This is a genomic window from Rubinisphaera margarita (assembly GCF_022267515.1).
In the GTDB taxonomy this organism is placed as follows: domain Bacteria; phylum Planctomycetota; class Planctomycetia; order Planctomycetales; family Planctomycetaceae; genus Rubinisphaera; species Rubinisphaera margarita.
This window is the reverse complement of record NZ_JAKFGB010000012.1, coordinates 355,735-375,283: the sequence shown is the minus strand read 5'-3', so window position 1 is coordinate 375,283 and position 19,549 is coordinate 355,735. Positions and strand designations below refer to the sequence as shown.

Annotated in this window: 17 protein-coding genes; 13 read left to right on the top strand and 4 right to left on the bottom strand. The window is 56.7% G+C overall.

Features of this window, described 5'->3' with window-relative positions; genetic code table 11:
• Positions 1-107: 107 nt before the first annotated feature.
• Positions 108-1,277: a XylR family transcriptional regulator gene (locus tag L1A08_RS10030; RefSeq protein ID WP_238756226.1), complete on the bottom strand. Its 1,170-nt coding sequence runs from the start codon at positions 1,275-1,277 to the stop codon at positions 108-110.
• Positions 1,278-1,479: 202 nt separating this feature from the next.
• Between L1A08_RS10030 and L1A08_RS10025 the strand changes: the two genes are divergently transcribed.
• From L1A08_RS10025 to L1A08_RS09995, 7 genes are all read left to right on the top strand, one after another.
• A complete protein-coding gene (locus tag L1A08_RS10025) occupies positions 1,480-1,989 on the top strand; it encodes a TIGR03546 family protein (protein WP_238756225.1) in 510 nt (169 codons plus the stop codon).
• Positions 1,990-2,029: 40 nt separating this feature from the next.
• Positions 2,030-3,985, top strand: coding sequence for a hypothetical protein (locus tag L1A08_RS10020; RefSeq protein WP_238756224.1), 1,956 nt, complete (start codon positions 2,030-2,032; stop codon positions 3,983-3,985).
• A 15-nt stretch (positions 3,986-4,000) separates the two neighbouring features.
• Complete coding sequence (locus L1A08_RS10015; RefSeq protein ID WP_238756223.1) at positions 4,001-4,771, top strand: LamG domain-containing protein; 771 nt, start codon at positions 4,001-4,003, stop codon at positions 4,769-4,771.
• 40 nt (positions 4,772-4,811) lie between these two features.
• Positions 4,812-5,861 (top strand): dTDP-glucose 4,6-dehydratase, encoded by a 1,050-nt coding sequence (gene rfbB, locus L1A08_RS10010; protein ID WP_238756221.1) that lies wholly within the window; start codon positions 4,812-4,814, stop codon positions 5,859-5,861.
• A gap of 209 nt (positions 5,862-6,070) precedes the next feature.
• On the top strand, positions 6,071-7,390 hold the full coding sequence (locus L1A08_RS10005) for a UDP-glucose dehydrogenase family protein (RefSeq protein ID WP_238756220.1): 1,320 nt from the start codon (positions 6,071-6,073) through the stop codon (positions 7,388-7,390).
• A gap of 130 nt (positions 7,391-7,520) precedes the next feature.
• Positions 7,521-8,643 (top strand): peptide chain release factor 2 gene (gene prfB, locus L1A08_RS10000; RefSeq protein WP_238756218.1). Its coding sequence is split into 2 segments (ribosomal slippage): positions 7,521-7,589 and positions 7,591-8,643, totalling 1,122 coding nucleotides; the frame shifts between segments, so codons are not numbered across the junction.
• Positions 8,644-8,685: 42 nt separating this feature from the next.
• Positions 8,686-9,975: a 3-keto-disaccharide hydrolase gene (locus L1A08_RS09995; protein ID WP_238756216.1), complete on the top strand. Its 1,290-nt coding sequence runs from the start codon at positions 8,686-8,688 to the stop codon at positions 9,973-9,975.
• Between the two features lie 39 nt (positions 9,976-10,014).
• Here L1A08_RS09995 and L1A08_RS09990 read toward each other — a convergent pair whose 3' ends face one another.
• The 3 genes from L1A08_RS09990 to L1A08_RS09980 form a co-directional block, all read right to left on the bottom strand.
• A complete protein-coding gene (locus L1A08_RS09990) occupies positions 10,015-11,184 on the bottom strand; it encodes a M20/M25/M40 family metallo-hydrolase (protein WP_238756215.1) in 1,170 nt (389 codons plus the stop codon).
• Between the two features lie 130 nt (positions 11,185-11,314).
• A complete protein-coding gene (locus tag L1A08_RS09985; RefSeq protein WP_238756214.1) occupies positions 11,315-11,695 on the bottom strand; it encodes a MerR family DNA-binding protein in 381 nt (126 codons plus the stop codon).
• 342 nt (positions 11,696-12,037) lie between these two features.
• Positions 12,038-13,174 carry a UDP-N-acetylglucosamine--N-acetylmuramyl-(pentapeptide) pyrophosphoryl-undecaprenol N-acetylglucosamine transferase gene (locus L1A08_RS09980; protein ID WP_238756213.1) on the bottom strand — a complete coding sequence of 379 codons (1,137 nt, stop codon included), beginning with the start codon at positions 13,172-13,174 and terminating at the stop codon, positions 12,038-12,040.
• A 217-nt stretch (positions 13,175-13,391) separates the two neighbouring features.
• Here L1A08_RS09980 and tyrS point away from each other — a divergent pair, with 217 nt between their 5' ends.
• The 6 genes from tyrS to L1A08_RS09950 all read left to right on the top strand — a co-directional run bounded on the left by tyrS (position 13,392) and on the right by L1A08_RS09950 (position 19,418).
• Positions 13,392-14,609, top strand: coding sequence for a tyrosine--tRNA ligase (gene tyrS / locus L1A08_RS09975; RefSeq protein ID WP_238756211.1), 1,218 nt, complete (start codon positions 13,392-13,394; stop codon positions 14,607-14,609).
• A gap of 63 nt (positions 14,610-14,672) precedes the next feature.
• Positions 14,673-15,746: a Gfo/Idh/MocA family protein gene (locus L1A08_RS09970; protein WP_238756209.1), complete on the top strand. Its 1,074-nt coding sequence runs from the start codon at positions 14,673-14,675 to the stop codon at positions 15,744-15,746.
• A gap of 104 nt (positions 15,747-15,850) precedes the next feature.
• Positions 15,851-16,810 carry a lysophospholipid acyltransferase family protein gene (locus L1A08_RS09965; RefSeq protein WP_238756207.1) on the top strand — a complete coding sequence of 320 codons (960 nt, stop codon included), beginning with the start codon at positions 15,851-15,853 and terminating at the stop codon, positions 16,808-16,810.
• Positions 16,811-16,849: 39 nt separating this feature from the next.
• Entirely contained in the window at positions 16,850-17,161 is a 312-nt protein-coding gene (locus L1A08_RS09960) for a Rieske (2Fe-2S) protein (protein ID WP_238756206.1), read from the top strand.
• 462 nt (positions 17,162-17,623) lie between these two features.
• Positions 17,624-18,205 (top strand): hypothetical protein, encoded by a 582-nt coding sequence (locus L1A08_RS09955; RefSeq protein WP_238756205.1) that lies wholly within the window; start codon positions 17,624-17,626, stop codon positions 18,203-18,205.
• Positions 18,206-18,407: 202 nt separating this feature from the next.
• Entirely contained in the window at positions 18,408-19,418 is a 1,011-nt protein-coding gene (locus L1A08_RS09950) for a tetratricopeptide repeat protein (RefSeq protein ID WP_238756203.1), read from the top strand.
• The last annotated feature ends 131 nt before the right edge of the window (positions 19,419-19,549 follow it).

Below are 19,549 nucleotides of genomic sequence, written 5' to 3'. Positions count from 1 at the left end.
CAGCAGAAAGAACTGCGTGGACGGGTCTGTCGCACTCTAGTACGAATTCCCGATTATGGCTATGGGAGAATTTCCACGGAAATTTTGGCACGATCTCCGATTCCCGTTCAGACCTCGCCGTGACCGGAAGCATGCAGTGTTCGATACTGTCCCGGCGTCAACGTATAGGCTCGTTTGAAGACGACGCTGAAATACTCGGGATGCACAAACCCACACCTCTTGGCAATCTCCGGGAGTGTCATATCGGTCTCGACAAGCAGGTCACAGGCATGCTGCAGTTGCACACGTCGAATCTCTGACTGTGGTGACCGGCGCAGATACTTGCGAACGCCACGTTCGAGCGTGCTGCGAGATACCGGCACTTCGGCCAGAATATCCTCGACTCGCAATCCGAAAAGAGCCCGTTCACGGATGATCCGAACTGCGGCGGCGATGTCGGGATCATCAATGGCGAGAATGTCCGTCGACTTGCGGGTCGTTATTCCAAGAGGTTCGACAATCTCGCGCTCCGCCGGCGAAGGGCTTCCGGTCATCAACTGCTGCAGCAGTTCGGCGGATCGATAACCAATTCGTTCCGCGTTGGGGATCACGCTACTCAGGGGAGGATCGCACAGTTCGCATCGAATGGCGTCGTTGTCGCATCCGATCACCGCGGCCTGTTCGGGCACCGCCAGTCCTGCTTCGCAGCAGGCATCGAGAATCTGCTGGCCCCGCACATCATTGGCGGCCATGATGCCAACAGGTTTGGGAAGACGTTGAATCCAGGCCACCAACGCCGCGAACTCATCGTCCCAACTTCTGCCGGCGACCGGATCCCAGGGAGAATCGTAGACCTGAGCGGTGAAGCCCGACTTCTCCAGGCAGGACGAGAATCCCTCCTTCCTCAGATCCGACCACGACTCCCGCTCGAATCCGGCAAAGGCAAAGTGCCGAAACTGCCGTTCAATCAGATGATCGGCTGCCATGCGACCGATCCCGGCATGATCGGCCCAGATTTGAGGGACGCCGAGAGCTCCCCATCGATCTGTCAGATCGACCATCGGCAGCCCCGATTTGCGAATCAACTCGGCAAACTTGGGACTCGTCGAACGACTGATGATCCCGTTGCCGCGCCAGCCATCGAGCCAGGCCGGCAGCCTCGTATTCAGATCTCGCTGCTGCAGATAAATCGACCAGGCGGCATGCGCGTGGAGATACCGACGGATCCCACGAAGGATCATCCGTCCGAATTCGCTGGACGATTCAACGAACAGGGCCACACGGGGACGCTCGGTCATACAGGTTCCCATCGAGTCAAAAGGCCAGCCATCGATGATGGCAATTTTACAAACTGCCAGCGTGGATCAAACGCGCGGTCGGCATTGGGTCTGGGAATACCGATATTTCTGGATGGGGGACTGTTAATCATTACGGAGAAGGTACGGATTGTTCGCTCTCTGCGCTGAGAGCCTTCGATCACGGCAGGGGGGGACGCGCTTCATGTTCTTAATCCAGTGCCTGAGACTGTTTCTGCGCTCGCTGACGGCTGAGTGCTCGTATCGGGAAATCGCAGCTGGACTCGCCGGTGGCGTGCTGCTCGGACTCGTCCCGAAAGGGAATCTGCTCGCGGTCATGCTGATGATCGGTGTCTCTTCCGTCAGGCTGAGTCTGCCCGCTCTGTTCTTCAGCACCTTCCTGTTCTCCTGGATAGCCATTTCGCTGGATGGAGTCTGTTCATCGATTGGAGAGTTTCTGCTCACCAACCAGGAACTGCAACCTCTCTGGATCTGGCTCTACAACCAGCCCGTCATTCCCTGGACGGATTTCAACAACACGATCGTGCTCGGTTCGTTCGTACTTGGAAGCGTTCTCATTGTTCCCAGCTATTGCGCGGCCTTGCCACTCACGGAGCGATATACCCCGATTGTCATCGGTCGGATGAAGAAGTATCGACTCGCCACCTGGTTGTGGGGCGCCGAATGGGCTGAGCGTGTTCGCTCAGCGATCTGATCGGTGGTCCTCCGAATCATTCTCTTGATCGAGTGCAGTGATGAATCCGCAACAGCACAACCAGCTTCAGGTTCCTTCAGCACGGCCGTTTCCGCACAGTGATGCCACGGCTGAGTTGGCACGGAAGAACCAGCAGCTCCGAACCTTACGTGGACCTGCCCATTCCAGTGGGCCCGACACGTCTGAGAAATCGCGACGGAAAGCGTTCGCCCTTCGCTGGGGATATCTCGTCCCGCGACTCACGGCGGCCTGTCTCTGCTGGGCTCTGATCGCATTCGGGTTCGAGCCGTTGCTGCACTGGTCGATCACGTCCAGCACGGGAGCGGCTCTGGGCACTACTGTCGGAATCGACCGGCTCGAATCGGGCTTCTTCAACACACACCTCAACCTCGAGCGGGTTCAAATCGCCAGTAAAGACGAACCGGGCGTGAACGCCGTCGAAATCGCCGCGATCAACGTCGAACTGAATCGAGATGCCCTCCTGCGGAAGAAGTTCGTCATCGATTACGCCACGATCAATGACGTCCGCGTCAACACGGCGTCCTCTCTCGATTTCAGTTCCACCTCCGTCGATGGTGAAGAATGGTCCTTTCCGTTTCGGACACAGGTTGGTGTCCTCTCGGAGTTTGCCCGGGGAGCAGCCGACTCGTTCTTCGATACCCTGCTTTCGAAAGTTATCGATGCCTACAACCCAAACCAGCTGGAAACAGTGCAGCTGGCCGAGCAGAAGAAGCACTTCTGGCAGGACCGTTTCAATGCCTACCGCCAGCAGTCGGAGTCTCTGAAACGGAACATAGAATCTCTGAAAACCGAGTTCGAAACGATCAAGAAGTCGAACAACCCCCTTGAGCAGCTCGAACGCTCCGCTCGACTGGCCCGACAGGTGGATGCTTTGATCGCCGAGAGCAAGCGACTCAAAGAAGAGTTCATGATGCTCCCGCAACAGGCGCGGGTCGATCTGCAGGAACTGGAAGCGGCGAAAGAGCGGGACGTCGCGTCCATTCGCAGCCAGATCGATGCCATCCCGCTGAACGCCGATGAGTTGACGGCCGCCATCGTCGGCCCCCAGGCCAAACAACAGTTCGAAGAACTCGCCTCATGGCTTGGGTTCGTGCAGCGATGCGTCGCCGTGGCAACGGAAGATTATGAGCCGGAGCGGCAAACCGGCCGCACGATCGACTTCGACACCGCAGGCGACATTCCCAGGTTCCTGCTGCGTCGTCTCGACATCAACGGCATGGCGAATCTGAATGAACGAGAAGCGATCTTCTCCGGACAACTCTGCAACGTGACTTCGGCAGCCCGACACTATCCACAGCCGTTGACTTACCATTTCGAACTCAGTCACGAAGGCCATTACATGATCGACGGGCAATGCGATTTCAGCCAGAGCCCGCCGGTTTTCGATCTCGTCGGTCATATGACGACTGACCACGTCCCGGTGCACACGATCGCCAGTCATGAGAAACTGAAACTCAATGCTCATACCGGACATTTGATCGCCGACCTCCGTTTTCGACTCGCTGGGGATGAGATTCAGTCGACCGTCAACTGGCGGCAGCAGGATGTGCGTTTCGATGTCGACAGCTCGCTGAAGGTGCAGCCCACCCTTCTCGCAGAACGAGGCATCAAACCGTTCGCTCCGGTCGAGCTGCTGACGACCGCACTCGATGCGGTCAATCATGTCGAAGGCGAGATTCGACTGTCCGGCTCGATCCGATCGCCCCGAATCGAAATGCAATCCGATGTTGGCCGTCATATCGTCGCCGGCCTTCAGCAGGGCTTCCAACGGGAACTGCAGCTGCGAAAGATCGAGTTCACTCAACTCGCCCAGAGCGAAATTGAGCGACAGACACAGTCATTGACCAACGAAATCGATGGCAAGTACCAGCAATTGCTGAGCGAACTGCGCGTCAATGAAACACTTGCCAGCGGACTTCTGGACCGAGTCGCCGTGCGTCCCGCCGGTGGCGTTCTCAAGAGCATCTTTCGATGATCGATTGAGCTGACGATGGCGGTCGGATACCTTGATCGATACCAGTTCGCTTATCGCCAGCCACTTCATCGACAGGTGCATTTCATGACACGCGTGCTCTGCCTTTTCGTTTTCTCCTCTTTCTCTCTCACCGCGGTCCACGCTGATGATTCGGCTCCAAAGAAACTGAAAGGACTGCCGCTGCAGTTTACGGAAGACTTTTCCAGGGGAGCAGACTCCTGGAAGACGACCGACAGTTCCGCCTGGGAATTGCAGCAGGATGGCGATGATCAGGTCTTCGCCCTGACGAAGAAGAAGAGCAACTACGAGCCACCTCACCGATCACCTTATAACCGGGCGATCCTCAAGGACCAGGAATTCAGCGACGTCATTCTGGATGTTCAACTGCAGTCGACTTCACCGGACTACGATCATCGATCGCTTTGCCTGTTCTTCAACTATGTCGATGAGTCTCATTTCTACTATGTGCATTTTGGAAAGAAGACCGACGCGCACGCGAATCAGATTTTCATCGTCAACGACGCCCCGCGTGTCGCGATCTCCACAAAGACCACCCCAGGCACGAACTGGGACGATCAATGGCATCACGCCCGGGTTGTCCGCAAAGTCAGTTCAGGAACTATTGAGATTTACTTCGACGACATGAACCAACCCGTGATGACCGCGAACGATGAGACCTTCAAATCCGGTCGAGTTGGCATCGGCTCCTTCGATGATCCCGGACGGTTTGACGACATTCGAATCTATGGAAAGAAAGTGAAGGGCGAAGCAACCAGCGGCGAGTAATCGCCGAAGGCCTTCGCCTGACACGGGTGGACCAGACTGCATGAATGCAACGCCCTTCGTTCCCGAAGCACTGCTCGTCACCGGCGGATGTGGCTTCATCGGTTCTAACTTCATCCGGATGCTGCTCACCGATCCGCAGTTCGCTGACGATCGATTCCGAATCATCAATCTCGACAAGCTGACTTATGCCGGCAATCTCGAGAACTTGACCGATGTCGAAGGGCACTCGCGATATCAGTTCGTGCATGGTGACATCGCCGATGCGGATTTTGTGAATCATTGCTTGAATGACCACGGCATTGACGCCGTGGTCAACTTCGCGGCTGAGTCGCACGTCGATCGCAGCATCCTCGATTCGGGTCCTTTCGTTCAGACCAATATCGTCGGGACTCAGGTCCTGTTAGATGCCTCCCGACAGAACGAGATCAAGCGTTACCTCCAGGTGTCCACCGACGAGGTTTATGGCAGCCTGGGATCGAGCGGCTTCTTCACGGAAACGACACCGCTGGCTCCGAACAGCCCGTATTCGGCGTCTAAAGCTGCAGCCGACCTGCTCGTGCGAAGCTACTGCCACACGTTCGGCTTTCCCGGGATCATCACCCGTTGCTCCAACAACTATGGACCGTATCAGTTTCCGGAAAAGCTGCTACCGCTGTTTATCGCCAATGCCCTGGAGGATCGACAACTGCCCGTTTATGGCGACGGCCGACAGGTCCGCGACTGGATTCACGTGAGCGATCATTGCCGGGGAATCGCCGCCGCTCTCCACCAGAGCAGCCCCGGCGAGGTCTATAATTTCGGAGGCGAGTGCGAACTGGAGAACCTGCGGCTGACGGAAACCCTGCTTGAACTGCTCAACAAGCCAGATTCCTTGATCAATTTCGTGAAAGATCGACCAGGGCACGACCGCCGGTATGCCATCGACTGCGCGAAGGCGAAACAGGAACTCGGCTGGCAGCCGCGAATTCCGTTCGAAACCGGCCTGAAAGAAACCATCGAATGGTATCTGGAGCATCAGCAGTGGACAGACCGCATCCGGTCGGGGGAGTATCGCATCTACTACGATCAGCAGTATCGCGACAGATCCTAAAAACGGTCCGACCTGCATGGGTCTCGCGTCGGTTTTGGCGATTGTCTATGATTCCGCGACCGACTTGTGCCGAGATTTTCAGGAGAAGGTAGGCTGATTCCGTCCCATATCTCTGCGGTCTCCCGACCAACCATCGATCGGCCACGCTCACAAAGTCACATCAAGGATTGACCCGACACCGCAGGCAGACGGTTCTGAACGAGGTTTTCATGAAGATTGTCGTCATTGGCACTGGATACGTTGGGCTGGTCACCGGGACCTGCTTCGCCGAAAGCGGAAACGATGTCACCTGCGTGGACATCAATACCGGCAAGATCGAACGGCTCAATCAGGGAATCATCCCGATCTACGAACCCGGCCTGACAGAACTGGTCAAACGCAACCAGTCCGCCGGTCGGCTTCAGTTCACAACCGATGTGGCCAGTTGCGTCCCAGAGGCCGCCGGTGTCTTCCTCGCCGTGGGAACACCGATGGGAGACGACGGAGCAGCCGACCTGTCGGGGATCTGGGCCGCCTGCGATTCGATCGCGCCGCATCTTTCGGAAGAGGCTGTCGTGATTTGCAAAAGCACGGTTCCAGTCGGAACAAATCGGCGCGTCTACGATCGCCTCAAGGAAAAACTGGGACGGGAAGTCCACGTCGCATCGAATCCGGAGTTCCTCAAGGAAGGCTGCGCGATCGATGATTTTACCAAACCGGACCGCGTCGTCGTCGGCGTGATGACGAAACTCGCCGCCGATGTGCTCGAAGAACTCTACAAACCGTTTCTGCGAACGGAGCATCCGTTTCTGGTCATGGGACTTGAGAGTGCCGAGATGACCAAGTACGTCGCTAACTGCATGCTGGCCACAAAAATCAGCTTCATCAACGAGATGGCCAACCTTTGCGAAGCAGTTGGAGCCGACGTGAACGAAGTCCGTAAAGGGATCGGGCACGATCAGCGAATCGGCTTTCAGTTCCTGTTCCCGGGTGTCGGCTATGGGGGATCCTGTTTCCCCAAAGACGTTCGGGCGCTCATCGCGACCGCTCGAGATCATGAGATCGAAACGCGAATGCTCAACGCGGTCGATACCGTTAACCGCGCGCAGAAAACGATCCTCTTCAACAAGATTAGCCGCTATTTCGATCACAAGATCGAAGGAAAAACGATTGCTCTCTGGGGCCTGGCCTTCAAGCCGAAAACCGACGACATCCGCGAAGCTCCCGCCCTGACATTGATCGACGAACTGCTGAAAGCAGGAGCCAAAGTGCAGGCTCACGATCCGGTGGCTATGGAGAATGTCCAGGCGGCCTACGGCGATCGAGTTGTACTCTGTGACCAGCAGTACAAAGCGGTTGAGGGAGCCGATGCGCTGGCGATCTGCACGGAATGGAATGAGTATCGGACACCGGACTTCAACCTGATCAAACGGCGTCTCAAGAACCCGGTCATCTTCGACGGTCGCAATCTGTTCGATCCTCAGAAGATGTTCGCCCGAGGTTTCTACTACTCAGGAATCGGCCTGAAACAGCCCGCATCGAATCCGTAAACTTCCACGGTTCACTCAGCTTGAGATGCGGTCGGCTTCCTTTGTCTTCGGGCGTTGGACCGCTACAATTGCATCTCCGCAGTGATACCCCGCAGCCGAAGCTGCTTCTTTAGAAAAGACCATTCGCACGATGGACAGCGAGCTCCGCGACGCCTGCCAGAACCTGACCGAGCGCATCCTCTATTTAAAGGACTCTCTTTGACTACGACGTCAAACAGGAAGAGTTGAAGTCGATCAACGCGAAGATGGCCGCGCCGGGATTCTGGGATAACCAGGAGAAAGCCCAGAAGCAGGTGACTGAACTCAGTCGCTTGAAAGCACTGCTCAATCCACTCGATGAGCTGATTGCGGGGGCTGAAGACCTGGAAGTCCTGCTTGAGTTTGCCGAAGACGAAGAAACTCCGGAAACCGTCACCGAGATCCAGCAGACCGTTGAACGGCTGACCGCGACTCTAAGCACCGTCGAATTGCAGACGATGCTCGGCAAACCCGAAGACGCGCTCAACGCCTACGTTACGATTCAGGCGGGGGAAGGCGGCACCGATGCAGCCGACTGGGCGGAGATGCTGCTCCGCATGTATATGCGATGGGCCGAGAATCGCGGCTTCGGACTGGAGTTGTACGAACGAACCGACGGGGAAGAAGCGGGGATCCGGCACGCCACGCTCCTGATCAAGGGCGACTACGCCTATGGCTACCTTAAAGGGGAGTCCGGAAATCACCGTCTCGTTCGCATGAGTCCGTTCAACTCCGCGGGAAAACGGCAGACAGCCTTTGCGGCGGTCGATGTCACCCCCGAAATCGACGATGAACTCGACATCGAAATCGACTGGGACAAGGACGTCAATGAAGACACGATGCGCGCTGGCGGTGCAGGGGGGCAGCATGTCAATAAGACAGAATCGGCCGTTCGTCTGACGCATCTCGCCACTGGTGTTGTTGTGCGTTGCCAGAATGAGCGAAGTCAACATCAGAACCGGGCCGCGGCTCGCAAGATGTTGCTCGCCAAGCTGTATCAACTGGAGATTGAAAAACGCGAAGCGGAAGTCGCTTCCCGCCGTGGCGAGAAATCCAAGATCGGCTTCGGCGGCGAAACGATTCGGAACTATGTCCTCCAGCCGGAGCAGTTCGTCAAGGACACGCGTTCCGAACTGAAGACGGCGAACCCACTGACGGTTCTCGAAGGAGAGCTCGATCCGTTTCTCGAAGCCTATTTAAAATGGGCCCTCGAGCATTCTGATCAAGGGCAGTAGGTAACACTCTCAACTCAGCACGATCTCGACGGGATGATCTGTATGAACACCACCATCACTGATTCTCGATTTCCTTTTCTCGCAGGCTTGCTCTGTCTGACACTCGTGGTGACCGCAGGGTGTCAGCGACCGCAGGAGCCCGAAGGCGGGAGTCCCCAGCCGGAAGCGACTTCAACGGCAGCGCCGGCGGCTGACGCAGAGCCTGCCGAGATCACCTACGTCAATCCGCTTACGGACGAAGAAATCGAAGCCGGGCAGATCCTGCTCTTCGACAACGAGACTCTCTTCGGCTGGCATCGAGTGAACGACGTCAACTGGGCGGTCCAGAACCAGACCATCACTGCCGACAGCGGCCCGATTGGCCTGCTGATGACCGATGTCCCCTTCGACGATTTCCGACTCACGCTCGATTTCAAGATGACCGGCGAAACGAACAGTGGCGTCTTTATCCGCTGTGCTCCTCAGCCGGGTCAACCCAGTGAAGACTGTTACGAGATCAACCTGGCGGACACGCATCCCGAAGGATTCGTTTCCGGCAGTCTGGTCGGACTTTCTGAATTCGATCCCGGTGCGAAGTTCGGCGATGGGGACTGGCACCGAATGACGGTGACTGCCGTTGGACGAAAGATCGATATCCAGATCGACGATGGCCCAACTCATTCCTACGAAGACACTCGCGACAACTGGCTTCAGTCAGGCCATATCGGGCTGCAAAAGAACAGCGGAGCGGTCGCCTTTCGCGATGTCCGTCTGCAGCCGATGAATCAGGAACCACTGTTCAACGGAACGGACCTCGCCGGCTGGCGAGAAGTCCCCGGATCGGAGAGTGTTATCGACGTCGTCACAGGAACGATTCACGTCGTCAACGGTCCCGGCTTTCTCGAAACCCAGGAGACCTTCGAGGACTTCGTCCTGCAGTTTGAAGCAAAAACGAACGCGAAAGAACTCAACAGTGGCCTCTTCTTCAGAGCGATGCCGGGAACAAAGGAGAACCCTTCCAACGGCTATGAAGTTCAAATTCACAACGGCATGACGGACGATGATCCGAACAAGCCGAACAACGCCGGGACGGGTGCAATTTTCAGACGCGTCGAGGCTCGCCGGGTTGTTTCGTCCGACAACGAATGGTGCACAATTACACTCGTCGCCGCGGGACCGCAGATCGCCACCTGGGTCGATGGCTACCCGGTCGTCAGCTGGAAAGATACGCGTGAACCAGATGAGAACCCTCGCAAGGGACAACGACTCGAAGCCGGCCACCTGAGTCTGCAGGGACACGATCCGACCACCGACCTCAACTTCCGCAATATCCGGATCAACACACTGCCGTAACGGTTCGCCAATCGAATCCACCCCAGTGGACTATAGAGATCAGGCGTTGTCCAATGCCAGCCGCCAGGCGATCTCGCAGGCGTTCTCAAAACTCGGCAGGTGGAGTCGTTCGCTCACGGTGTGAATGAACTCCTGCCCGCAGCCGATCGTGACGGTCGGCAGTCCATGCGACGAGATCCAGTTGGCATCCAGACCACCGTTCGAGATTCGGGTTTCGGGCGTCAAACCGGCTCCTCGGGCTGCCTCCTTCGCAGCGGTTACGACGGCCGAATCTTCCTCGAGAGCGAAAGCCTCGTATTTCGAGCGAGACTTGAACTCGACCGTGCCATGTGCCCCGGCGGCGTTAGCCAGTGTTTCGGCCGCGGTCACAAATGCTCGCTGGATGGTATCAACGATCTCCTGGCGGAACTGCGGATCGTGGCTGCGGGCTTCCGCTCGAATCGTGATCAGATCGGTCACCACATTGGTTGCGGCTCCCCCGGAAATGTAGCCGATATTGCTTGTCCCACGACCATGAGACTTCTCGATCAATCCGAGCCAGCCATCCCGCTGCAACTCAGCGATCGCCATCGACGCGATCACAATCGCGGAGATCCCCTGTTCGGGATGAGCACCGGCATGACTGGCCAGTCCCCGCACGATGATGTCCATATGAGAATCACCAGTCGCTCCGCGGATTACACTGTGCGGAGGCCCCCCATCGAAATTGAAACAGAGTTCTGGGTGATTCAATTCCTCAGGATCGACGTAGCGGGCTCCGACCAATCCAATCTCTTCCTGAATGGTCCACAGAAATGTCAGTGGAGGATGTTCGGGACGCTCGTTGAGAATCCGTAAGAGAGTCGTAAGAACAACAGCGGCTCCAGAACGGTCGTCTCCTCCCAGCGCTGTCTCAGCTGATTCAGAGACAATGTATTCGCCGTCAATCAGCGGCACCGCTCCCAGGCAAAGAGGGACTGTATCGACATGAGCCATGAGCAGTCGACGGGGAGCTGATATCGTCCCCGGAAGGGTGACGATAAGATTACCAACCTCACCGAAGCCGGCTCGCGTGTTGGCTTCGTCGTAACGCATCTGAGTCGGATCGAGCCCTGCATCGAGCAACTTCCTTTCGATGGCGGCAAGGACCTGGGTTTCCTGCCCGCTTCCGCCCGCAATGCGGAGAAGGTCCATGACAACTTGACGAGAATCAACAGTATCATTCGACATCGAATTGCATCCCTGTACGTGAAGGTCGGTGACGTGGGTGCGTGAAAAAACCCCCGCATGGTAATTCAGGCGGGGGCGTCTGTCACGGTTGCTGTTGGCAACCAGCCAACTGTTCGAGCTCAATCAGCGATCAGGCGAGAACATAGCGACCGGACTTTTCGTCGCGAGTCACGGCTTCGGACTTATAGACATTCTGGTAGACGACGTTCTTGAAGTTAGAGCTGCTCGAACGATAACCCGTCTTGAGAATGGCATCGGTCAGTTCTGCCAGTCCAAGCCCCTTCTTGTTCTTTCCGAGAACATCGATGATCACTTCTTCCAGGGACTTCTCATTCCTGAATCGTGTGCCACCACCGTCTTCACCCGTCAATTCTGCAATCTGTTGTTCGACATCAGCCAGTTGTTCAGCCAGCTTTTCGCGCCGCTTCTGAAGAGCACTGACTTTGGACTGCTGTTGTCGCAGAAGTTGATGAATCTCGGCAACACTCAATTGCTCAGTTGCTTCCGCCATGTCTTGTTCCTTCTTCTGTTGAGCCTGCGGACTTGTATGCAGCCGCCATTGCCTCCCTGACCAAAGAATAGAAAGCGGCAGGTGTAATAGCAATAACGTTTTGGCTTAAAGATGTAGCGACTCTAGCAATCGTTGACAGACTATCAAGTGAACGATGCTTGTTTAGAGTTCTTGACAAACGATTTTCTCAGTCAGCCCTAACAACTCGAAAAGCCCGACTTCGTCGGGAAGCCAAAAAGAACGACACCTCGGAAACAATAGAACTGTCTATCGCTCGAAAGATACCGCGTTGCCGCGACGCTGCCCATCCATCCACCACCTCCGATTAGTCAGGAACTTTACCTAGACATCAACTAGTATTCGGGAGATCACCTTGACTACCTCGGACGTGGCATCGAATGTTAAGGAAATCTCCGATTGAACTTTTCCTCGACTATGAGACTCAGCCTCTTCGAGCCACCGAAGAAGAGAACTATTGAACACCTTCTTCAGATCCCGTTGATCTTCTTCAATCACCTGTGAACATGAGCACCTTGCGTGGGATTGCGCGTTGTACAGTTGATGACTATTTACCGAGTTGGCAATGGGGACAATGAGAGCCGGAATTCGCAGCCAGGCGAGTTCGGCCAGGGTCGTCGCCCCGGCACGTGAGACGGCCATTGTCACGTTCTCATAGAGTTCATCCGGCGTATCGAAGTACGCCCGAACCTCAGCCGAGACTTGGGCGGCCTCATATTGAACTCGAATTCGTGCTGCTTCGTCATCGGAACCGGCCTGATGTCGGAAGTGCCAGTTTTTCAATGCTGAGCCGCACTGGGCAGCGAATCCGATCAATAGCTCGTTGAGGAGACGGGCTCCCTGGCTCCCTCCAGTGATGAGCAGGACCTGTTGTTCTGGCGGGTGAGTTTTGTCCACACGGAGCTTCGTGACCGCGGCTCTCAGGGGATTGCCGGTAACTGACACCGGCGTTTTCCGGGGTAGATAAGCAGCGGACTCCGGATAGGTCAGACAGAGATGATCAGCGAAGCGAGCCAGGAATCGGTTCGCCCGCCCGGGAACCGAGTTCTGTTCCAGCAGCACCAGAGGGATCCGCGATCGTCTCGCAATGAGCCCGGCGGGAACGCTGGAGTAGTTCCCCAGGCCAATCATGATGTCGGGCTGAATGGCACGGAACAGCTCCCGGACGATCCGATTCGACTCTCGAAGCTTCTGGAAATACTTCCACGGCGATCCCAGGACACGAGCGGGCGGCTCGAACGGAATGGAGACATGCTCCAGGCTATTCGCCTGGACGATCCGCCGTTCGACGGGCCGATCGGTGCCGATGAAGACGATTCTGGAATCCGGAAACTGCTCCTTCCAGCGTTCCGCAACCGCGATGCCCGGATAGAGATGACCACCGGTCCCTCCGCCGGCAAACACCAGTGCGGGACTCTTCGGAGAAGCTGATTGTTCGTCTTCGATCGACAGAGGATCCATCCGGTTCCGTGCGGGGTAAGACTGGTTTATTAAGGAGGGGATTGTTACGTTACGAATCCAAGTCCTGAAGACCGGAAAACCAGACAGTTTGCTTCTGGGAACCAGTCCGATGGTGGCTCAGTCTGCCGGACTGACAGGCGGGCATCCGATCTCGGCTGCTCATCGTAGTATGGAACAGTGTAATCAAGAAAGCGGGACTGCTTCCGCTCAAGTGACTATGACATTTCCCCCTGTTGATGACCAACTGGAAATTATTCGCCGCGGCGTCGAAAAGATCGTCCCGGAAGACGAACTTCGCAAGATGCTGGAGAAGAGCTTCGCCACCGGCAAGCCGCTTCGCATCAAGTATGGCATCGACCCCACTGGAGTCGACCTGCACCTCGGACATACCGTCCCGATGCGAAAGATGCGGCAGTTCCAGCAACTTGGTCATCAGGCTGTGATCATCATCGGCAATTATACGGCTCTCGTCGGAGATCCGAGTGGCCGGGACGAAACCCGGGCCCGTCTGACCGCCGAGCAGGTTGAAGCCAACGCTCAGGATTACCTGAAACAGGTCGGTAAAGTCGTCGACTTATCCAAGGCCGAGGTCCATCGCAACGGAGACTGGTTCGCGGGCATGGACTTCGCCCGAATCCTCGAGCTCTGCAGCAAAGTGACGGTTGCCCAATTACTGACGCGGGATGATTTCTCCCGCCGCTTCAAAGATGAGCACGCGATTTATCTGCACGAATGCCTCTACCCGCTGATGCAGGGCTGGGACTCGGTCGAAATCCGTGCCGATATCGAACTCGGCGGAACCGAACAGCTTTACACGTTCATGCTGGCTCGCGATCTTCAGCGGGACGCCGGCCTGCCATTGCAGTGCAGCGTCATGTCTCCGATTCTCGTGGGAACCGATGGCATCCGTCGGATGGGAAAGAGCCTGGGCAATTATATTGGGATCGCCGAGTCGCCCTACGAGATGACTAAAAAGCTCATGCAGTTGCCGGACGACGTGATGCGTTCCTACTTCGAATTACTCACCGATATGCCCTTCGAAGAAGTCGACAGGATTCTCGCCGGACACCCAAAAACGGCCAAGCAGATTCTGGCCCGGACCATCGCCGGCGAGTACAACAGCGTTGAGGAAGCCGAAGAGGCCGTGGCTCGCTGGGAACGAGAAATCGGAGCAGGGGGGCTGCCGAGCGATATTCCAGAAACAACGCTCTCGCGATCCGAATGCACAGACGGCAAAGTCGCAGCGGTGGACCTGCTGTTCCTCTTGAAACTCGTGAATACCAAGAGCGATGGCCGTCGTCTTATTCAGCAGGGCGGCGCCAAGCTCGGCGAAGACAAATCACCGATCGGAGACATCAACGAGATGATCGCCATCGAAGATGGACTGATCGTCTGGGCCGGCAAAAAGAAGTTCTGCCGCGTCAAACTCGTCTGACAGAACGACATCAGGCGCAGTGAATCACACGAACAACTCTGGACTTAACTTCCGGGAGATATCATGGCAGTAGGATTCGGAATCGTCGGCTGCGGAATGATTGCCAACTTTCATTCCGAAGCGATCGCTCACATTCGTGGAGCCAAACTTGTTGGCTGCTACAGCAAAACGCTGGCTTCAGCCGAAAAATTCGCTTCCGAGAAGGGCTGTCAGGCCTACGACAAACTCGACGAGATGCTCGCGAACCCTGAGATCGACATTATCACCATCTGCACGCCCAGTGGTGCGCACATGGAACCGGCCATCGCAGCAGCGAAGGCGGGCAAACACGTTCTTGTCGAGAAGCCACTCGAAATCACCCTGAAGCGGTGCGATGCGATCATCGAGGCCTGCGAGAAATACAATGTGAAACTCGGAGCCATTCTGCCTTCGCGTTTCAGCGGAGCCAACCTGGCGCTCAAAGCAGCCATCGATGCGGGTCGCTTCGGCACGCTCACACTCGGTGACACGTACGTCAAGTGGTGGCGCAGCCAGGAGTACTACGACAGCGGCGGATGGCGCGGCACCTGGGCGCTGGATGGCGGGGGAGCGTACATGAACCAGGCGATTCACAATGTGGATCTGATCTACTGGTTCATGGGCGAAATCGCAGCCGTTTCGGCGATCACAGGGACGCTGGCTCACGAGCGAATCGAAGTGGAAGACACCGGCGTAGCCGCACTTCAGTTCGCCAACGGCGCGATCGGGACCATTACCGCGACCACGAGTGCTTATCCGGGCTTCCTCAAGAAGACCGAAATCTGCGGCACGAAGGGATCAGCGATCATCGAGCAGGATGATATTCTGCATTGGGAGTTCGAGAAGACTCTGGCCCGAGACGCCAAAACGATCGAGAAGTTCTCGCGAAAATCGGGCAACACTGGCGGAGCGAGTGATCCCAAGGCGATCTCTTTCACCGGTCACATGGAGCAATTCAAGGACTTCATTTCGGCCATTCAGAAGAATACCGATCCGCGGGTCGATGGACATCAAGGCCGCAAAAGCGTCGAGATTATTCTCGCGATCTACAAATCCGCCTGGACCGGCAAGCGCGTCGAGCTTCCGCTGAAGTCCGATCCAAAGCGGCCCCGGACCTAATCAAATCGGGATTCGTCTTGACGCAGTTCCTTTCGGCGACAAGACTTTACGTCGATTTCCCCGAGGGAGCCCGTACAGCCTGACATGACGTCTGGGAGTTTGCGATGACATGGAAGTCCATTCGATACCGCGCTGAGTTCTTCGTCTTCAAGGCGGTGCTCGCAACGGTTCGCTGTCTGTCCTATCGGCAGAGCGTATTACTGGCCGAATCGATTGCCAGGTTTGCGTTCCATTGTCTCCCCCGGAAGCTGACTCGGTATCAGGTCTGTCGCCAGAACCTCGAGATCGCTTTCGGCGATGAGCTCACCGATGAAAGAGCCGATGAGATCATTCTCGGAATGTGGATTCACCTGCTTCGGCTGATCGTGGAGATGATTCAGCTCCCGCGCAAACTGCGACGGGAAAACTTCCGCGAATGCGTCACCTTCAGGGACCGCTATCGAGCTGTGGAGTCGCTGACCACCGATCGTCCCGTGATTCTGCTCAGCGGACATTTCGGCAATTGGGAGATGTCTCTGGTCAGTTTCGGGCTGTTTGGCTTTCGAGCCGGAGCCGTCGCTCGTGCCCTGGACAATCCCTATCTTCACGATTGGTTTCGAGAGTTTCGGGAACAGACCGGCCACTATATGATTCTGAAGTCGGGGGCTTCCGACGAAGTCTCGCAGGAGATGGAGGCCGGCGGCCGCGTCGCCATGCTCGGGGACCAGGATGCCGGACCGCGAGGTCTGTTCGTCGATTTCTTCGGCAAACCGGCCAGTACCTTCAAATCAATTGGACTGCTGGCGCTTCAGTACGACGCTTTGATCTGTGTCGGCTATGCCCGTCGGCTGCCCGATGATTTCGTGAACAGCCGCTGGACTCGATACGAAATTGGGGTCGAGGAGGTCATCGATCCGCAGGAGGAAGAACTGCAGGGGAACGTTCAGGCGATTACCCAGCGTTACTCCGACGCTCTGGAGCGTGTTGTTCGCAACAACCCGGAGCAATATTTCTGGGTCCACCGCCGCTGGAAAAGCGAGCCCCGCAAACGGACCAGAGCAGCGAGAACCGCCAAAGCAGCGTGACTCGCTCTCGAATGAACATTGTTCTACCGGACTTCGAAGATGGCAGAAAAGACCCGCGTCTGTAGCGTTGATGAACTGACCGATGGAGCGGGGAAGGAATTCGCCGTCGCCGGACGAGTCATCGCAATCTTCCGTATCGGCGACGAAGTCCACGCGATCGATGGTCTCTGCCCTCATGCCGGGGGGCCGATTGGAACGGGAACGCTTCGCAGAGGTGTCGTTACTTGCCCGTGGCATGGGTGGCAGTTCGACGTCCGCACTGGTCAGCACTGCCTCTCCTCGTCGATTCAAACCACGGTCTACGACGCGAGCGTGGAAAACGGGGATGTCTACATCACTCTGCCTGAGTGATGCGACCGTCAGATCGCTCGCTTTCCCCAAATGCGTGATTTTCGTCATGCTGCGAATGTCCTTGCGTCGATAATTCGAGGGGACAGGGACCGGCACGACTGTGCTGCGCCATTGGTCGAAGCGTTGACGCCTGTCAATCGACCAAGGGAGTAAACGCCAGACAAGACAGGTCCGCAGTGACGGACGGAAATCTTTCGGGGAACAGCTTCATACCTCAACCGGTATCGAGCCACCCGGCGACTGCATGATGCAGGAGCTCGAAAGCGATCCGCCCGGCAACCGACGCTCTCAAAACGACGTCACGATTGAATGCGTTCTAACCTGAGTAGGAAACTCAGAGGAGACGGCAGGATGCGACTCGGACTACCACAAATCTTACTTTTCGCCTTTTTCTCCGGCCTGGTTCTCACGCCTGATTCAGCGCGTGCAGGATGGCCCTGGGAGAAGAAAGAAGAAGCCGGGATGGAGAAATACTCCCCGGAATGGTGGTCGTACACCGGTTCGCTTCCCGTGGGATCCCGCCAGAAGTATCGCTACGGCAAGGTCTGGCCGAATCGGCCGCGTCCGACCGAGCAGCAACAGACATTCATGCAGCAGTTCCATTCAGCGCATTTCTGGCCGACGCCCTACAACCACATCGACCGCAGCATTGTCGACGTCATTCAGGAAGCCCAGATTGCCGAAGGCTGGAAGAATGCGACGACACTGTATGAGTACCACTTCAACCCGGAAACGCATCAGCTGACAAAATCGGGTCGCGAGCATTGTCTGTGGATCATGCAGAATGCTCCTTCTCAGCGACGCATGGCTTTCGTCCAGGCTTCGACCGAGAAGTACATCAATGAGCTGCGACTGGCGAGTGTGAACAACTATGTGACCGAGCTCGCCGGTCCGGAAACATCGATGGCTGTGATGCTCAACATGACGGCCCCGATCGGTCGTCCGGCTGTCGAGGTCGAGAACTACCAGCGAATCTGGCTGGAGAATCTCGAATCACCTCACATTCCGTACAGCGTGGATGGCAGTGGCGGAAGCGGGGATTAGGCTGCAGTCGCGGCCGGCCTACGGATTCTGCGACTTGTGCGGAATCCGTCGCACGTTGTCTTCAGATTGCCCGCAATCCAGCCGATACGAAATAGTGACGACCATTCCCGGGGGAATGCGCGCGTTGACTATGGCACAGGGACTGTGCACGCTGAAGACCTGCTGATGTCTTCATCGAACGCAAAGGATTGCGAAGATGAGCATGCCGATTCAAACACATCATGTACTCCTGCTGGCACTCCTGTGCTCTGCAACGGGGTGCGCCCAGTCACGGAATCCACTGACATGGTTCCGTTCGACCACTTCTCAGGATGCCGCCATTCAGGCGATGGTCGCTGACCAGCAGTCCGCTGCGCGTCAGGTGAACTCCGGTAAGGAATCGAGCCTCTATCCGCCGGAAATCGTACAGCAGGAGCCGTTGCCACGTACTGAGAAGGACCTGAAGAATCCACTTCACCTTCACCTCAGTTACGCCCGGCTTCAGGAACAGATCGGCAACCTGACGGAAGCCCGTTCGTCTTATGAGAAGGTCATCGATGGCATCCCGGAATCGGTCGAAGCCAATCTTGGACTCGCTCGACTGGATGCTCTGGCCGGAAAGCATGTCGAAGCCGAAGCCCGCTACCGCAGCCTGACGAGCACAGCTCCGAATTCTCATGAGGCACACTACACGTTCGGTCAGTACCTGGCCGAGCAGAAGCGACATACCGAAGCGATCGTCGAGATTCAGAAGGCGGTGAAAATGCAGCCGCAGAATACGAAATATCGCTACTCGCTCGGAATCGAGATGGCCCGCATCGAACAGTATCCCGAAGCGGTGCAGACGCTGTCCCAGTCGGTCAGCCGGGCTGAAGCCGCCTACAATGTCGGCTATGTCGCCCTCGTTGAGAATGGTGATCGATACACCGCCGAGCGATACCTTTCCGAAGCGCTTGAGCACGACGCCAATCTGACAGCCGCCCGCTACTGGCTGACAGAGATCAAGAAGGAAGAGCCAGCCGGCCGCACTCAGATTCTCACGGCTTCCGCCACACATCAGGTCGAGAAACAGTCGGCAGAGAAGCAACCTGTCATCAACGCCGTTGCCAACCGTCGGGCTGAGCAATCAGAGTCGCAGTTCCTGATGCCGGCAACAAGTCCGCCGGGCGTCCGTCCTGAAGATCTGACTCCGGAGCAGTGGGAGCAGTGGCAGAACCAGACTCGGCTGCGATAGTCTTGCCGCCGCAGAAGACGGCTCCTAGACTGTCTTCTGCCTTACCGAGCGGTTGGGTTCGAAATGGGTTTCTCGTTGAAATCGTCGCATCAGCATACAGAGATTGTGAGCTGACGAGCCGCTCGCCCCGC

Bases quoted from the DNA above. Each gene is read 5' to 3' on its own strand.
- L1A08_RS09985 (WP_238756214.1), bottom strand. From the start codon at position 11,695: ATGGCGGAAGCAACTGAGCAATTGAGTGTTGCCGAGATTCATCAACTT.
- L1A08_RS10015 (WP_238756223.1), top strand. From the start codon at position 4,001: ATGGCGGTCGGATACCTTGATCGATACCAGTTCGCTTATCGCCAGCCA.
- L1A08_RS10030 (WP_238756226.1), bottom strand. From the start codon at position 1,277: ATGACCGAGCGTCCCCGTGTGGCCCTGTTCGTTGAATCGTCCAGCGAA.
- L1A08_RS09980 (WP_238756213.1), bottom strand. From the start codon at position 13,174: ATGGATCCTCTGTCGATCGAAGACGAACAATCAGCTTCTCCGAAGAGT.
- L1A08_RS09955 (WP_238756205.1), top strand. From the start codon at position 17,624: ATGGAGAAATACTCCCCGGAATGGTGGTCGTACACCGGTTCGCTTCCC.
- L1A08_RS09990 (WP_238756215.1), bottom strand. From the start codon at position 11,184: ATGTCGAATGATACTGTTGATTCTCGTCAAGTTGTCATGGACCTTCTC.
- rfbB (WP_238756221.1), top strand. From the start codon at position 4,812: ATGAATGCAACGCCCTTCGTTCCCGAAGCACTGCTCGTCACCGGCGGA.
- L1A08_RS09995 (WP_238756216.1), top strand. From the start codon at position 8,686: ATGAACACCACCATCACTGATTCTCGATTTCCTTTTCTCGCAGGCTTG.
- L1A08_RS09950 (WP_238756203.1), top strand. From the start codon at position 18,408: ATGCCGATTCAAACACATCATGTACTCCTGCTGGCACTCCTGTGCTCT.
- L1A08_RS10005 (WP_238756220.1), top strand. From the start codon at position 6,071: ATGAAGATTGTCGTCATTGGCACTGGATACGTTGGGCTGGTCACCGGG.
- L1A08_RS09965 (WP_238756207.1), top strand. From the start codon at position 15,851: ATGACATGGAAGTCCATTCGATACCGCGCTGAGTTCTTCGTCTTCAAG.
- tyrS (WP_238756211.1), top strand. From the start codon at position 13,392: ATGACATTTCCCCCTGTTGATGACCAACTGGAAATTATTCGCCGCGGC.
- L1A08_RS09960 (WP_238756206.1), top strand. From the start codon at position 16,850: ATGGCAGAAAAGACCCGCGTCTGTAGCGTTGATGAACTGACCGATGGA.
- L1A08_RS09970 (WP_238756209.1), top strand. From the start codon at position 14,673: ATGGCAGTAGGATTCGGAATCGTCGGCTGCGGAATGATTGCCAACTTT.
- L1A08_RS10020 (WP_238756224.1), top strand. From the start codon at position 2,030: ATGAATCCGCAACAGCACAACCAGCTTCAGGTTCCTTCAGCACGGCCG.
- L1A08_RS10025 (WP_238756225.1), top strand. From the start codon at position 1,480: ATGTTCTTAATCCAGTGCCTGAGACTGTTTCTGCGCTCGCTGACGGCT.